At 44.0% G+C, this 14,891-nt stretch carries 17 protein-coding genes and 1 pseudogene; 9 read left to right on the top strand and 9 right to left on the bottom strand.

Going from position 1 to position 14,891, the window contains the following annotated elements; genetic code table 11:
* Nucleotides 1-20 precede the first annotated feature (20 nt).
* A pseudogene (locus H6F77_RS29025) lies at nt 21-608 on the bottom strand (GAF domain-containing protein); the annotation flags it as partial.
* Between the two features lie 364 nt (nt 609-972).
* On the opposite strand from H6F77_RS29025, the gene H6F77_RS24635 reads away from it, so the two are divergent.
* Nucleotides 973-1,473, top strand: coding sequence for a GNAT family N-acetyltransferase (locus tag H6F77_RS24635; protein ID WP_190491669.1), 501 nt, complete (start codon nt 973-975; stop codon nt 1,471-1,473).
* 13 nt (nt 1,474-1,486) lie between these two features.
* On the opposite strand, the gene H6F77_RS24630 is transcribed toward H6F77_RS24635, so the two are convergent.
* Entirely contained in the window at nt 1,487-3,139 is a 1,653-nt protein-coding gene (locus H6F77_RS24630; RefSeq protein WP_242022588.1) for an ATP-binding protein, read from the bottom strand.
* Between the two features lie 32 nt (nt 3,140-3,171).
* On the opposite strand from H6F77_RS24630, the gene H6F77_RS28605 reads away from it, so the two are divergent.
* Complete coding sequence (locus tag H6F77_RS28605) at nt 3,172-3,306, top strand: hypothetical protein (protein ID WP_255515873.1); 135 nt, start codon at nt 3,172-3,174, stop codon at nt 3,304-3,306.
* A 173-nt stretch (nt 3,307-3,479) separates the two neighbouring features.
* Here H6F77_RS28605 and H6F77_RS24625 read toward each other — a convergent pair whose 3' ends face one another.
* The 5 genes from H6F77_RS24625 to H6F77_RS24605 form a co-directional block, all read right to left on the bottom strand.
* Complete coding sequence (locus tag H6F77_RS24625) at nt 3,480-4,208, bottom strand: DUF1995 family protein (RefSeq protein ID WP_190491563.1); 729 nt, start codon at nt 4,206-4,208, stop codon at nt 3,480-3,482.
* A 52-nt stretch (nt 4,209-4,260) separates the two neighbouring features.
* The gene (locus H6F77_RS24620; protein WP_190491562.1) at nt 4,261-4,821 is read right to left on the bottom strand and encodes a restriction endonuclease; all 561 of its coding nucleotides are present in this window, start codon (nt 4,819-4,821) and stop codon (nt 4,261-4,263) included.
* Entirely contained in the window at nt 4,818-6,137 is a 1,320-nt protein-coding gene (locus tag H6F77_RS24615) for a TRM11 family methyltransferase (RefSeq protein ID WP_190491561.1), read from the bottom strand. The genes H6F77_RS24620 and H6F77_RS24615 overlap by 4 nt, the downstream gene beginning before the upstream one ends.
* Before the next feature lie 41 nt (nt 6,138-6,178).
* Nucleotides 6,179-7,345 carry a cysteine desulfurase family protein gene (locus tag H6F77_RS24610; protein ID WP_190491560.1) on the bottom strand — a complete coding sequence of 389 codons (1,167 nt, stop codon included), beginning with the start codon at nt 7,343-7,345 and terminating at the stop codon, nt 6,179-6,181.
* 83 nt (nt 7,346-7,428) lie between these two features.
* On the bottom strand, nt 7,429-7,809 hold the full coding sequence (locus H6F77_RS24605) for a DUF7682 family zinc-binding protein (RefSeq protein WP_190491559.1): 381 nt from the start codon (nt 7,807-7,809) through the stop codon (nt 7,429-7,431).
* A gap of 213 nt (nt 7,810-8,022) precedes the next feature.
* Here H6F77_RS24605 and H6F77_RS24600 point away from each other — a divergent pair, with 213 nt between their 5' ends.
* Together H6F77_RS24600 and H6F77_RS24595 are read left to right on the top strand one after the other, a co-directional pair.
* A complete protein-coding gene (locus H6F77_RS24600) occupies nt 8,023-9,690 on the top strand; it encodes a DUF655 domain-containing protein (RefSeq protein ID WP_190491558.1) in 1,668 nt (555 codons plus the stop codon).
* Between the two features lie 24 nt (nt 9,691-9,714).
* The gene (locus tag H6F77_RS24595) at nt 9,715-10,089 is read left to right on the top strand and encodes a hypothetical protein (protein WP_190491557.1); all 375 of its coding nucleotides are present in this window, start codon (nt 9,715-9,717) and stop codon (nt 10,087-10,089) included.
* A gap of 6 nt (nt 10,090-10,095) precedes the next feature.
* Here H6F77_RS24595 and H6F77_RS24590 read toward each other — a convergent pair whose 3' ends face one another.
* Nucleotides 10,096-11,013, bottom strand: coding sequence for a phytanoyl-CoA dioxygenase family protein (locus H6F77_RS24590; protein WP_190491556.1), 918 nt, complete (start codon nt 11,011-11,013; stop codon nt 10,096-10,098).
* Between the two features lie 148 nt (nt 11,014-11,161).
* Here H6F77_RS24590 and H6F77_RS24585 point away from each other — a divergent pair, with 148 nt between their 5' ends.
* From H6F77_RS24585 to H6F77_RS24570, 4 genes are all read left to right on the top strand, one after another.
* Nucleotides 11,162-11,752: a GNAT family N-acetyltransferase gene (locus tag H6F77_RS24585; protein ID WP_190491555.1), complete on the top strand. Its 591-nt coding sequence runs from the start codon at nt 11,162-11,164 to the stop codon at nt 11,750-11,752.
* Between the two features lie 38 nt (nt 11,753-11,790).
* Entirely contained in the window at nt 11,791-12,990 is a 1,200-nt protein-coding gene (locus tag H6F77_RS24580; RefSeq protein ID WP_190491554.1) for an NAD(P)/FAD-dependent oxidoreductase, read from the top strand.
* 99 nt (nt 12,991-13,089) lie between these two features.
* On the top strand, nt 13,090-13,644 hold the full coding sequence (locus tag H6F77_RS24575) for a hypothetical protein (protein ID WP_190491553.1): 555 nt from the start codon (nt 13,090-13,092) through the stop codon (nt 13,642-13,644).
* On the top strand, nt 13,623-14,288 hold the full coding sequence (locus H6F77_RS24570) for an HAD-IA family hydrolase (RefSeq protein ID WP_199321540.1): 666 nt from the start codon (nt 13,623-13,625) through the stop codon (nt 14,286-14,288). Before H6F77_RS24575 ends, H6F77_RS24570 begins: the two co-directional genes overlap by 22 nt.
* On the opposite strand, the gene H6F77_RS24565 is transcribed toward H6F77_RS24570, so the two are convergent.
* Nucleotides 14,271-14,420 carry a hypothetical protein gene (locus H6F77_RS24565; RefSeq protein WP_190491552.1) on the bottom strand — a complete coding sequence of 50 codons (150 nt, stop codon included), beginning with the start codon at nt 14,418-14,420 and terminating at the stop codon, nt 14,271-14,273. The two genes, H6F77_RS24570 and H6F77_RS24565, sit on opposite strands and share 18 nt — an antisense overlap.
* Nucleotides 14,421-14,480: 60 nt before the next feature.
* Between H6F77_RS24565 and H6F77_RS24560 the strand changes: the two genes are divergently transcribed.
* Nucleotides 14,481-14,888: a KGK domain-containing protein gene (locus tag H6F77_RS24560; RefSeq protein ID WP_190491551.1), complete on the top strand. Its 408-nt coding sequence runs from the start codon at nt 14,481-14,483 to the stop codon at nt 14,886-14,888.
* The last annotated feature ends 3 nt before the right edge of the window (nt 14,889-14,891 follow it).

Raw genomic sequence — 14,891 nt, 5'->3', positions numbered from 1 at the left:
AGCAGGGCATTTTCGATAGCTGATGCTGCTTGGAACGCTAGCATCGCCAAAAGTTTAAGATCTTTTGCTGTATAGTTTACAAGTTCGTCGCTGCTGAGTTCTATTGCACCTATTACTCTAGCTTTGCTTTTTAGAGGTACGCAAATAACAGAAATCACCTCATTTACCAGAGGTTCTATATTTAAATTTTTAGTATTTATTGGCGTGGATAAAATATCGTTGACTATCTCTCCCGTTCCTGTTCTAACAACATTATCAACAATGCCCTCAAAAAGCCGATAGCGTGTTTTTGATTTGTACTTATTACCAAACTCCGAGATAGTTTCTAAGGTTTCTGCCCCGCGTTCTAGTAACATCATCCTCCCGCCTGTGGCTTGGATGAGTCTTTTAGCTTCATCCAGCACTAATTGGGCGACTTCTTTGAGATCCAAACTAGCAGTTATCTTGTTAGAAATATCGTGTAATAAGGATATCTCTCTATATTTATCCAGTAATTCATTGGCGAGTGTTTTCTTTTCCAGCTCTTTATTAGCTAAATAGGAGAGAAGCGAAGCGACAGCAGATGCATTTTCACCACCAATCACCCATCCAATTACTTTCTCGGACATTGCTACAGGATATTTATCCTGCGCTGCGTCCATGTCACTTCCTATCAGAACCTGGCCTTCTGCATCTTGAATGATAAAGTTGCTCTCAAGGGAATTTAGGATGCCACTGATTGCAGATAAGCAATCTTTTTGGGAAAGAATTTTTTTAAGACTGATTGGCAGCATAGGCTTGTGCGTTCTGTGGGAAATGTTAGCTTTTGTCTCTCTAAGCCAAATTACTGAGAGAATAAAATTAATGGTTACTTAGTGGCTAAAACAGGAAGAATTTAGTTGAATAACGCTAAAGTCATCATAATGTGATATGTCAGCATAGATAAGGTGCGTGTTGGCCAAATCCCTCCTATCTAGAATTCCCATAAGTATCGTGCAAATTAACTATCGAGATTTTATAATTCGTCATTGGGAGAGTGGCGATCGCGCCGCCGCAGCCCTCGTTATCCATTCTGTGTTAACCGAGTACGGGTTGAATTGGGAACCAGATGGGGCAGATAAAGATGTATTGCAGGTAGAAAATTTTTATCTAGCAACTGGTGGAGAATTTTGGGTAATTGAACAACAAAAAAGCGTGGTAGGTACTGGTGCGTATTATCCGATCGAACGCGGACAAAATGCTGTAGAAATACGGAAAATGTACCTGTTGCCAAATGCGAGAGGGCAAGGGTTGGGTAAGTATTTACTACAACAGTTGGAAAGCGCGATCGCGGCACGAGGTTTCAAGGAAATTTGGATTGAAACCGCCAGCGTATTAAAAGAAGCCGTCAAGCTGTATGAAACCAGCGGATACCAAGCGGCGACTGGAGTGGAAACTCATAGGTGCGATCGCGTTTATGTCAAATTCCTCCCTAGCGATCGCCCCCTCTTTTAATCCAAAACTCATATTACCTAACTGCTTTAATCGGTATCTGAATACAAAACTCTGCTCCCTGCGCTGGTTCCGAAAAACATCGCAGAATCCCGCGATGTTTTTCCACGACAATTTGATAACTAATCGTTAGACCAAGACCTGTCCCCTTGCCCACTGGCTTAGTAGTAAAAAAGGGGTCAAACAAACGATTACGCACTTCCTCAGTCATCCCTGGCCCGTTGTCTGCAATACTAATAGCAACATAACCAGAATCTAATACTTCAGTGCGAATGCGGATGCAAGGTGAGAAACTATCTTTTGACTGTACAGTTTCGGAGGAGCGATCGCTATTGGCTGCATGACCGCTGCTGCCAATTTTAATACCTTTTGGCATACTATTTAGCTTTCCGGACCTCGCGCTTTGTAACTCTTCTAGGGCATCTATAGCATTAGCAATAACATTCATAAAAACTTGATTTAACTGTCCCGGATAGCATTCAACTGGCGGCAGTTCGCCGTAGTCTTTAATAATTTGGATGTCGCGCTTATAAGGATTTGTGGCTTTCAGTCGGTGTTGCAAAATTAAGAGAGTGTTGTCAATCCCTTCATGAATATTCACCCGCTTGATGTCAGCTTCGTCATGGCGCGAGAAGTTACGCAATGACAAGATAATTTGACGAATTCGCTGCGCCCCTCCACGCATTGAGGACAACACTTTAGGCAAATCGTCTATTAAGAATTCCCAATCTATAGTGTCAAGTTGCTCTTGAATTGGGGCAGTTGGGTTGGGGTATTGTTGTTGGTATAGGGTTAGCAGATCCAGCAGGTCTCTGACATAGTTGCTGGCATGATTTAGGTTCCCGTGAATAAAATTAATTGGATTGTTGATCTCGTGAGCAAGACCAGCCACAAGTTGCCCAAGCCCAGACATTTTTTCGGTTTGAATTAGTTGCGCCTGAGTTTGCTGTACTTTGTGTAAGGCTTGCTCAATTTTAAGGCTTTGCGCTTGAGCGATCGCCACCGCCGATAAACTTTGTGAGTATAGTTGGGTTTGGCGAATCGCGATCGCGATCTGATTTGCCAATATTTGCAGAGTCTGTAAATCTGAGCGCGTCAGCCTCGGTCTTCTTATGTTATCTTCTGTTTGGTTGCCCGCGAACAGAATATGATTGACCTCATCATGTATGGCAAAAGGAACAGCAATAAAATATTTGACCTGAAAATTGGATTGATATGTATCTGAGCCAATAGCAGTAGTTTTGCTGTTGACTAAAATGCCTTTTTTACGTTTAACAAATTGAGAAAAAAACGGGTTTGCCAATTTTTCTGCTAGATTTTCATCAGGATAGCCCCGGACGGCGACGGGTATAAAATTGTTTTCTGATTTCTTGAAAATAACTGCTCTGTCAAAGCCAATATTTTCCGCGAGATACTTGACGGTGATTTGATAAATATTACAGGCGTCTGTTGCAGAAATAATTTCTTGATACAGCAATTGGATAAACTTAAATGTTTCTTCGCGTTTTGTAGCCTTAATTCGCTCTTCTAGCAACGACCCTTCCAATTGCACTGTATCGAAATTTAAGCTTTGTAACTCCTGTCTAAGAGCGGTGTTTTCTTGACGAAGCTTTTCAAGTTCCGCTTTTAATTGCTGATTTTCCAACAGCAAATTTGTTTGTATATCCATCACTAAATTCCTGCTAAGATTCCCGTATAGTTGTGAAAATGAATTTTCCCCTTGCTGGAGATATTTCTCCAAAGGTGAAAGCCCAATCATTGACCTATCCGCACCCCAAAGCTTTAATACGCAAAGTGGAAGGTTTCGCGCAAGTGCGTGATGAATACCTTCAATAAGGTTACTAATATTGTGTCCAACGGTGGCAAACACGAGAAAAAAATATGTATATTTGCCATTATTTTTTTTATAAAGGCTGCCATTGCCTTTAGAGTAGTAAAAAGTAAAAATTAAAAAGGCAAAAGAAAAACAAAATAATCATAAAAAATTTTTCTTTTGCCTTTTGCTTTGGCTATCGGCTTAGGGCACGCAAGAACTGTTGCATGCTGGCGAATAGCCCTTGTTTCTTGGGTTTTGGCGTCTCGCCGTTGTCGGTAACTTTACCCAATATTTCGTCAAGTCTGTCGCTAACGGGCCTTTGCGGTTCTTCGGCAATAAGTTCGTAATCCTCGCTGTTTTCCAGCCAGACTTGCCAACGAGACGGGTAGCAGCGGTATATAGCCGCACCTTCTAGGGGTCTAAGGTAGTAGGAGGATTCAAACGTCTTGAGGAAGCGATCGCGTATTTGCCTACCTGCATATCCTATGCCAATAGTGCCTATATCTTCCAAGCGGGGGTTAAGTAGAATTACAGGGCGCGAGTCTGCAATTTGACAGAGTTTTTCGACTTGAGCTAATTCTACTGCACTGGGGCCAACGAGCAGAAAAACTTGGTCTTCTGGCTGAATTTTATCCTCTACGGGGGTTCTGCCGATGCCGATGTCTTGAATTTTAAAGGGAATCTCGCCCCAGTCGCGGCGGGCAAGGGCGGCAGCACCAGCATCGGGAAATAAAACTTTCAGCCCAGAACCGAAGTCTTCAAATGCTGGGATGAATTGTTCAGCTATTGACTGCGCTTGGAGGGCGATTTCTGGGTATACAAAGTCAACCTGTAGCCGGGAGTAACCCGCTTCAATGGCGGCTTTTGTTGCAACGCTGGCTTGCGCGATCGATTCTTCTAGTGTCTTGGGTAGTTCAGCCATATTCAATATTATTGCGTTTTCACTTCTTAAGGTTAGGCCAAACCGCGCCCTTTTAGGGTCTGATATTATAGCGATCGCGTCTTACTTTCAACCACGATTCCAAATCGAATCCAGTAGAAGATCGCAGGTATTCGTAAGTCTCAGTACCTGCCCTTATTGTCCAACCACCCATCCTGCAAGCATTGATAGCTTGGGACAAACTATCACTCCTGAGTATCAGTAAAACTGGGTTGTACCCCATTTGACGCAATCTAACTGCATACTGTCTGAACTTCTTCAAAGTTCCTGAATCCCCAGAACCAATCCTATATTTTGTATCAATGGCATCCAGTCCAATAACAAGATCGCAAAGTTCATCTTGCCCTTCTCGAATTGCAGCGCTGAAATTATCACATCTTTGTCTGCACAGAGCAATTACTATGCGCTCCCAACACTTTCCTAACTCTCTTCCCCAATACTGTTTATTTTCCGCTTTAATTTCTTGATTTAAACCGAACACGCGCATCAGATCGTCTTCTTCTAAAGATTCCTCAATAAATAATTTGGCTGCAAAAGACACGCTGTACTGTTGGATTATCCTCTCTAAGGCATTATCAATTTCATTAGGGTTCATAAGGCTGGCTTTTCCAAAATCACAGTCGTGTCGTGTTTGATAGTCCCAGCCCAATCTACGTTTCTAGGAAGATTTAGTCTGCGATTTTTCAATAGCAGATGAAAATGAAATTTCTCCCTAAAACCAACTTCAGTGGCTATCTCAGTTAGAAGTGAAGCAACTGGAATATCAACCCCGCAAATCCGACTCACGTCACCTATTGAAAAGCAGTAATATCCACCCGTTTGCAGATGTGAAAAACTACTAGCAAAGTGGCTTCTCATATCGTTAAAGTATTTATAAACAACTCTTGCCCTCAGTTCGTTCTGCCCCCGCGTTGCTTTGTACTTGCTACCTGTATAGATATCTTCTATTAACCGATCGAGACATTGATTGCCAGTTTTGCCAAGTGAGTTGCATTCTTCTCTGGGTATTCTTTCTGTGCCAATCTCTCTGGAATATAAGTTCAGCCTATCGCGATCGCTTTTAACCATTCCCAGCCAATGAAGCTCAAATTTGGCAGCCCACACATAATCTATAGCATTGATGTAAGGCGGCGACGTGACAATTGCATCGCATATAAATTCCCCTTGAAGAGTTTTTGCATCTGAGAAATTTAACTCTTCAGACTTGGCCTTCGTTAACTGCAAATAAGTCTTCCATTCAACAACTGCATCAATTGCTTTATCAACGTAGTATTGAAAGTATCTAAAAACATCAGCCCGAGCGCGTTGCGGTATCTCCTCAACATGAGAGCGTCGAGCCGCCAGCAGCATCCCATCATTCATATTTGATGTTTTTCTGACCGTCGATGCAAATGCCAGCCACAGTAAGGGCTGAGTGCTTTCTCTAGCTTTAACAATATGAGCTTTGAGGATTTCAAGCCCCTCTTGCACTGGCTTTTGAAACCAGAAATCTTTATTGGCAAAGTTTACCGTTTCTGGTGCTAAGACATGATCCTTGACCCCGACAATAATTTTTGATGTTTCCTCTAGAACTTCTAGGGGTGAAAAATCAGTGGTTTTGACGCCACAAATTAGGCGGCTAAGGGGGTGATAGTCTAGCCAATAGATTGACGAGCCATGTTTCAGAGCTTCAATTATCGTAGTGCCAGAGCCAGCGAATGGCTCTAGTACAGTAAACGGCGAATTGGCATACTTCTGCAAAAACCAGCGAGGAATTTCTGGGATTGTCTTGGCGGGTTGAAAACCAAGCGAGTAAATTTTAAGGGGAGTCTTTCTAGTAACAGAAACAAACGTTCCTTGAGTTATATCGAGTGGAATATCTCCTTCAACATGCAAGTAGGAATTGGACGGCTGTTCGACTGTAAATGCCATAGCTAATCTCGAATCTAGGAGTGTTACCTAACAGGGTTGATTTAACGTCTCGCTAAGACTAATTCTGGCATTAATCTTCGCAAAATTTGCTTCAAAACCATCGCAGCCCAGTCTACATCAGCTTCAGTCGTGTCTCGTCCCAAAGTAAGGCGAATTCCTGTTTTAGCAGCAGAGTCGCTGAATCCCATCGCTAGCAGTATAGGACTTGGGTTAAGTTTGCCGCTGTTGCAAGCTGCACCAGCACTAATAGCAATTCCTGCTAAATTCAACTGTCGCACTAGAGTTTTGCCGCTGATTTTTTCACCATCGGCGTGTTGCACATAGAAACTGACGTGGTGGGGTAAGCGATGGTAGCGATCGCCTGTTGGAATTAAACTTGGCGTGTCAGCTAAGGCATCGAACAACTGTTCTCGCAACCGAATTAATCTCGGTGTTTCTGTTGGCATTTCTTGCGCCGCCAACTCAGCAGCGACACCAAAACCAGCAATAATTGGTACAGCTTGCGTACCAGAACGCGATCGCATTTCTTGTCCCCCCCCGCACAACAAAGGGACTAACTCCACACCCGGACGCACGTACAATGCCCCAGCACCCGCAGGGCCATAAATTTTGTGGCTGGAAAGCGATAGCATATCGACGGGCAAATGCTGCACATCTATAGGCAAGCGCCCTGCAACTTGAACTGCATCGGTGTGGAACAACACACCATGAGAACGGGCAATATTTCCCAGTTCCTCAATCGGTTGCAGCGTACCAACTTCACTTTGACCGTAAATAATAGAAACCAGAACCGTGTTGGGTTGCAACGCTGCTTCTAAGTCACTGGGATTAACCCGTCCTTTGACATCTACGGGCAAGCGAGTTACTTCCCATCCCCACAACTCCAGCAACCGTGCTGTTTCTGCGATCGCTGAATGCTCGATACTGGAAATAATGACGTGCTGCGGCGTACTGTAACATCGGGCGACACCCATAATCGCCAAGTTGTCCGCCTCCGTGCCGCCACTCGTGAAAATTATAGACTCTGCCGGAGCGTTAATTAGCCCAGCTACCTGAATTCTGGCTAATTCCAGAACCGTTGCCGCCCGTTGTCCCCACTCGTGTAAGCTCGAAGGATTCCCCCAGGTTTGCGTGAGTGATGCTTGCATAGCTGCGATCGCTTCCGATCGCGGCGGTGTTGTAGCGCTATAGTCTAAATAAATTTGCATAGTTGCTTATCGACGGGCTGTATCCAATTTCAGCATATAGCCCTCAAAGTCTAACAACTAACTACTAGCTGCTAAATCCCCGCCTATCCGCCTGGTTTGCGGACGTTGTAATCTTCGTGGGACAACACTGCTTCAGGAATCAGAATATTACCGCAGTCCCGGCAAATCATCCGGTAGTCTCGCGTGATGGGGATACTGACGATGAAGCGGTTATGGCGGAGTCGCTTTCCACCAAATTGTCTGTAATCCCTTTGCTCCTCCAAGGAAGAAATTATTAGGCGAGCCTTTAACACTACATGAGGGGGTAAGGCTCTCAAATCTATGGGATCGTAGGCAAACTTAGCATCCCACTCTCTTTTTTGCTGCCTTTTTTGCTCCCTTTCTGCGTCTTCTTCGGCGCAACGATGGCACTTTTGACCATAGCCCTTGTGACCGCACTGAAAAATTTTTCTTCTTCTTGACATAAAATCATGGGGTGGTTTCAGACCACCACCTCCACGCTAGTGCTACCCTGCTCATACTTCTCATATCGACCCGTTTGGCGAAGATACAAACTTTATTGGTTTGCTGTTTATGGTACTTCAAGAGGGGTTTGTTGGGAATTCAGTCATCAGCCCTCTGTCTTAGGGTGGAAAATGACTGTATAAAGCTACGCAACTTGTTTGATTTAACTACCAATGCATCTGCTTTCCCCAACTCACCAGCGGCTTGGTTACGCTTTGCTGTTGTCTCTGACTCTTCTGGCTTGTAAATCTGCCGAGCCAAAGAGCCTGCGTCCTACTCCTCTGCCTCAAGATTCTTTGGTGCAGGTATACTTCAATCACTCGCAGTCTGCCGACTATGTAGAGCCATATCGTCGGCAAAAACGACCGGGAGATGACTTAGAGCAACTTCTTGTGGATGCGATCGCGAATGCCAAATCTACAGTAGATGTGGCAGTTCAAGAGTTGCGCTTACCGAAGATTGCCAAGGCGCTAGTTGAGCGCAAGAAAGCTGGCGTCAAGGTGCGGGTTATTTTGGAAAATACTTATATTCGCCCCATTAGTAGTTTTACAACAGTTGAAGTGGCGAAACTGCCGCAAAGAGAGCAAGCGCGATACAAAGAAGTTTATAAGTTAGCTGACAGCAACGGCGATAATCAACTCAGCCCCGATGAAATTAACCAAGGTGATGCCTTGGCAATGCTGCGAAATGCCGCTATCCCCATAATTGACGATAGCGCTGACGGTTCCAAAGGCAGCGACTTGATGCATCACAAATTTGTTGTTGTCGATAATCGCAACCTGATCGTTACTTCAGCCAATTTCACCACATCGGACATTCACGGAGATTTTGCCTCTCCCAGCAGTTTAGGTAATGCCAACAACCTGCTAAAAATTGACAATTCCGAATTAGCAGATATGTTCACCCAAGAATTTAACTTAATGTGGGGTGATGGGCCAGGAGGCAAGCCAGATAGTAAATTTGGAGTAAAAAAACCATATCGACCAGTGCAGCAAGTCACTGTTGGCAATACAACAATAACCGTGCAGTTTTCCCCCACATCTACAGCGCAACCTTGGAGCGAGAGTGCTAACGGCTTGATTGGTAAAACATTGAACGCAGCCAACCAATCTGTTGATATGGCATTGTTTGTATTCTCAGAGCAACGTTTGGCTAATATTTTGGAAACCGAAAATCAAGGCGGCGTGCAGATACGAGCTTTAATCGAGCCAGATTTTGCCTTTAGAAATTATAGCGAAGCCTTAGATATGATGGGGGTTGCGCTGAGTAATAAATGCAAATACGAACCTAACAACCGTACTTGGCAACAGCCAATTACAACTGTTGGCATACCCCAGTTACCAAAAGGCGATTTATTGCATCACAAATTTGGTGTTATAGATGGACAAACTGTTATTACTGGTTCGCACAATTGGTCAGTGGCTGCCAACAACGGGAATGATGAGACAGTTTTGGTAATTAAGAATAAAACTGTAGCCGAGCATTTTGAGCGCGAATTTACCCGACTTTATGGTAATGCTCAGCTAGGATTACCAGATGTTGTTAAGAAAAAGATTGAGGCGCAGCAGAAGCAGTGTGCGACTTCTACAACAGCGCCTAGCCCCTCTCCAACTAATGTAAGTACACCGGGATTAACTGAAAATGATATTATTCAGAAAGTCAATCTCAACACTGCAAGCCAACAAGAATTAGAAGCATTGCCGGGGGTGGGGCCAAAGTTAGCAAAACAGATTATTCAAGCGCGTCAGCAGAAACCTTTTACTTCTTTAGCAGACCTCGATAAAGTGCCTGGAGTGGGGCCAAGTTTGCTGGAAAAATTGCGCGGTCGCGTCACTTGGTAGTTTTGCTAAAAAAGTCAATTCAACATGAACGATACTACAGTTTTATTTCGTCCCGTAGGTCAAAAAGAACTCGATTTAATAATAGAAAGCGGCTATACTGCCTTTCCGCCTCGGCTTCCCTACCAACCAATTTTTTATCCCGTAATCACCGAAGAGTATGCAGTGCAAATCGCTAGGGATTGGAACACGAAAGACAAAGCCTCCGACTATGTTGGTTATGTCACCCGCTTTAGTGTAAAAAACGAATTTCTGGATAAATACGAAGTACAAACTGTGGGGAGTTCCTCACACCAAGAGTATTGGATACCAGCGGAAGACTTGCCTGAATTTAATAGTAATATTGTGGGTAAAATTGAAGCGATCGCCTGTTTTCGACCTGAAGAAGAATCACCACAATAACACTCTTTAACATATACGCCCCCGCTTACCTGCTGAAGAGTGGGCAATAGGATTTACACCCACCCACCTTTCATCGATTGGTTGCGATGAAAGTTGATAGCGGCTATCTGAAGAAAGGCGAATTTGTTCCGAGTGATTATCTAAACTCCCATGAATTGTAAACATCCCAAATATCAAAACATCTCCAGCTTTAAAATTGGTAGTTAGCCAGCGTCCTCCGTATTTTTTGCGTAAGGAAACTGGATTTTTTGATAACGCTCCATTCCACCATTTTTCACCCCTTGCGTACAATTGTGCAGTATTATGATTTGCACAATAGCTATCAACATCTTTGCGCCCATAGCCGTTTTTAATACTTTCTAGACGATGGGAATTTTCCAAAATCATCAGTCCTCCCATCTCTAGAGAAACATCTCCTAGAGGCGTCCAAGTCGTATAAAGTTCGTGGGTTCCCCGTCCCATGTAGACGATATCGCAATGAGGATAAGTCCCTATTCCAGGTGCGACTGCTCTCAGCCAAGTAAAATCAAAATTTCGGACGTTTCCGCCTAAAAATTTTTGATAAAATTCCATCATTCTGCCAGTATAAAGCAGGTTTTTCAGCGCCTGACTTTCAGTTGCTAAATCGGGACGAAAACTCATTTTTAAGCCTGGTTTTGCCACGCAATCTAAAAGGGGAAAACCAGGTTCTAAACAACCATCAGCGGCTAATAATTCGGCAATTTCCTGGCGCGATCGCCAAACTTCTTCGGGATTTATAAGTGCGCGGAGATATAGGTAGCCTTCCTCTTGCATTCGCAAGCGCAGTTTATCCGGTTCGTTGAGTAAATCTGAGGAATCGGTTAACGCGCCAAAAGCATCGGAACTGCAATCAAGTTCGTAACCTAAAGAAGTTAGGGCAGTTTTCTCAGGTAAGATTATCATTTTAATGTTTTTCTACGATCGCGCTGGCATTTTTATTAGTATCGCTAACATAGCCATATTAGCTTTGCTTTGGGCGGGGTTGTTAAAATAAAGCGATAAATCTGGTTGAGGACATAGCATATTTACCATCTGCACCTGGTTGAAAATTATGAGCGATCGCACCTCCTATCTTGTTCAAAACGACACAATTACCATTCGTCTTATGCAAGACGATTTGCAAAATTATCAGTTAATGGAAAAATGGCTAACTGATGAAAAAGTATTGGAATTTTATGGGGGAAGAGACAATCCTTACCCGTTAGAAAAACTTATAGAAGAATATCAACCCCTAGCGCGGGGGGAAGACCCAGTAAAACCCTGCATTGTTTCATATAAAAATGTCAACATCGGTTATTTACAGTATTGTTCGCTAACAGACCTATCATCCGAAGAGAGGCAGACATATGGCCTTGGAGAAACAGTTGATACCTATGCCATCGACTTGTTCATTGGCGAGACAAACTATTGGAATCAGGGTATCGGCACGCAAGTGCTTTCCACTTTTTTAACCTATCTGTTTGAAGAGCTGCAAGCTGTTAAAGTTGTCATAGACCCGGAAACGTGGAACACCCGCGCCATCCGCTGCTACGAAAAATGCGGCTTTATGAAAGTTAAACTACTGCCCTCACATGAACTCCACGAGGGAAAATATCGCGATAGCTGGCTGATGGCTATAGAACGGGCAAAATCAGTAGACTGAAGGAAGTTGCCCAGCTAGAATCGCCCACCCCTTGAACTATGACCCAGCAACCTGCACGCATTTGTATTCTCGGTGGAGGCTTTGGCGGTCTCTACACTGCTCTACGTTTGAGCCAGTTACCTTGGGAAAAGCCAGAAAAACCCGAAATTGTTCTGGTCGATCGCAGCGATCGCTTTGTATTCACCCCCCTACTATACGAACTCCTCACTGGCGAGCTGGAAACGTGGGAAATTGCCCCTCCATTTCCAGAAATTTTAGCCAATACGGGCGTGCGCTTCTGTCAAGGCGTTGTGTCTGGAATTGATATAGACGAACGACGGGTGCAGTTGCAGGATGGCCCAGAAATACCTTATGACCGCTTGGTGCTGGCGCTGGGTGGAGAGACGCCCCTGGATATGGTGCAAGGGGCGGCGCAGTATGCGTACACTTTCCGCAGCCTCACCGACGCCTATCGCCTAGAAGAAAAGCTACGAATTTTGGAAGAGTCAAACGCCGATAAAATTAGAGTGGCGATCGCCGGAGCTGGTTACTGTGGAGTTGAGCTAGCTTGCAAACTGGCAGAGCGTTTGGGAGAACGAGGAAGACTGCGCTTAATTGAACAAAGCGATATGATTCTCCGCACATCGACCGACTTTAACCGCGAAAGCGCCCGCAAAGCCTTGGAAGCGCGGGGTGTCTGGATCGATTTAGACACAACAATTGAGTCAATTTCGCCAGACGGAATCTCGCTTTTGTACAAAGGACAAGTAGACTCCATCCCCGTCGATTTGCTAGTGTGGACCGTTGGAACGCGAGTCGCAAGCCAAGTAAGCGAGCTTCCCCTCAAGCACAATCAACGCGGTCAACTCACCACTACAACTACGCTGCAAGCGGTTGACCATCCAGAAATCTTTGCTCTAGGCGACTTGGCTGATTGCCTTGATGCGGATGGGCAACTCGTACCCAACACCGCACAGACGGCTTTTCAGCAGTCCGATTATACTGCGTGGAATATCTGGGCATCGCTCACAGACCGTCCTTTGTTGCCTTTCCGCTACCAGCCTCTAGGGGAGATGATGACGTTAGGGACTGATAATGCAACACTCACAGGCTTGGGAATGGGATTGAAGCTTGATGGTCAGATGGCCTACCTTGCGCGTCGTCTGGCTTATCTGTATCGCATGCCGACGCTCAACCACCAGCTAAAAGTTGGATTTAATTGGATTGCCAAACCGTTGTTGGATCTGCTCTCCAATTAGGTTTAAGGCAAACCGCTGACTGAATATTATTTACTCGTTCCCAGGCTGTAGCCTGGGAACGCATTTTAAAGGGCTGCTGCCTCTTGCTAACTCGAAAAAATGGATAAAGTTCTTAAATCAAATTGGTTTTGGAGTTTCTTTGCCACAGTTTTGATATTGTTTTCCTTCACCATTTTTTCTAGTTGGGTGGTGATGGTATCTGTTTGGTTTGGTTTATTTTTTATTTTTAGATTTACAGGACTAGAAACAAAGTTATCAGAAAAAGAACATAAACTTTATCTAGCTACAGTATTGCTCTACCCTGTAGTTGAAACGGGGATAAAATGGATGATTGTGAGAAATGTCATTCCTTATTCTTGGTTTTGGCTAAATCGGCTAGAGCATTTTTCATGGGCGATCGCTGTCACTATATTATTTTTACCAACCTATACGGATATCTGGCAAAACCTCAAATGGTGGCAAAGCATGATTTTCGTAGTTGGTTTAGTTTGTATTCTGGGTAATTTAAATGAATTTTTAGAGTATGGGTTGCGTATGGGCAATAGCAAAAACTTCGCAGCTTTCTACTGGGATACCATTTATGACATGATGATTAATATGATGGGCGGTCTGATTGGGTTTGTGGTAACAAGATGGAACGCGAAGATAGGGTGAAGCAACCCAAAGTAATTTTTGCCGATGCTGTCGGCACGCTGTTTGGCGTCAGGGGTAATGTGGGTGAAGTTTATGGGGCGATCGCTGCTCGGTTTGGCGTCTCAGCTTCATCTGACACCTTAGATAAAGCATTCTACCAAGCTTTCGCAGCGTCGGAACCGTTGGTATTTCCAGGCTCGACACCAGAAGAAATACCCGATTGCGAATTTGAGTGGTGGCAAACAATCGCACTTCGCACGTTTCATCAGGCAGGCGTCCTGAACCAATTTTCAGACTTTTATGCTTTTTTTGAGGAACTTTACGCCCACTTTGCCACAGCCGAACCTTGGTTTGTTTATCCTGATGTCCTAATGGCTCTGGAAAATTGGCAAAGTCGCGGTATTCAGTTGGGTGTAGTTTCTAATTTCGATTCGCGTATTTACTCTGTTTTGAAGGCTTTAGATTTAGCTGAGTTTTTCACTTCAGTAACAATTTGTTCCGAAGTTGGAGCGGCAAAACCAGATCCGCAAATTTTCGCGGCGGCATTGCAGAAACATAGCTGCGAACCAACAGAAGCATGGCATATTGGCGACAGCTATAAAGAAGATTATGAGGGAGCCAAAGCCGCTGGAGTTAGGGGAATTTGGCTAAAGCGAAATAGTTAGATTTATAGCTCGATATTGCCCACCAAAAACCCAATATGCATTTTGGTATGGGGTAGCGATCGCATTCACAGGTTTGTAATACCAAGCTAATTTTATGATGGCGATCAACAGCATCGTAAAAAATGTAGGCACTGCCCACCCTACTTCTTATTTGATAAACTAGATAAAATTAAATTAGTGAGTTGCATTGATATGGATAATAAATTCTACCCCCTCGACTGTGATGATGATGTCTTGTTATTCAATCAATCTACGTTTTTAGTAGGTAGATTCAAAGAATTAGTTCAGGAAGAGTGGCGCAACAAATTTAATTGGGGTCAAAACAACCAAACAATTACAGATATTTTTAAGGCGCTATCAATTGGCGGAGTATATCTAAGTTCTGGTGAAATTATATGGAACTCTTCTAGTGAAGGTATAAAGTGTCAAATTCTAAAAGTTGGTGCTAAAGGCTGGGAAGAAGGAAAATTTAGAACTCAAGTATCTATAACCCACATTCCGCACCCACAACTGTCACAATCGGAAATTACGGAGATAAAAAGGCTATTTTTGTATAAAAAGAGACATTTTCCTTCACAAAAGAGATTCCAGCCGCGATGAACG

Source organism: Microcoleus sp. FACHB-831, from assembly GCF_014695585.1.
Classification (GTDB): domain Bacteria; phylum Cyanobacteriota; class Cyanobacteriia; order Cyanobacteriales; family FACHB-T130; genus FACHB-831.
The sequence above is the reverse complement of the archived record's forward strand: the minus strand, read 5'-3'. Positions and strand labels throughout refer to the sequence as shown.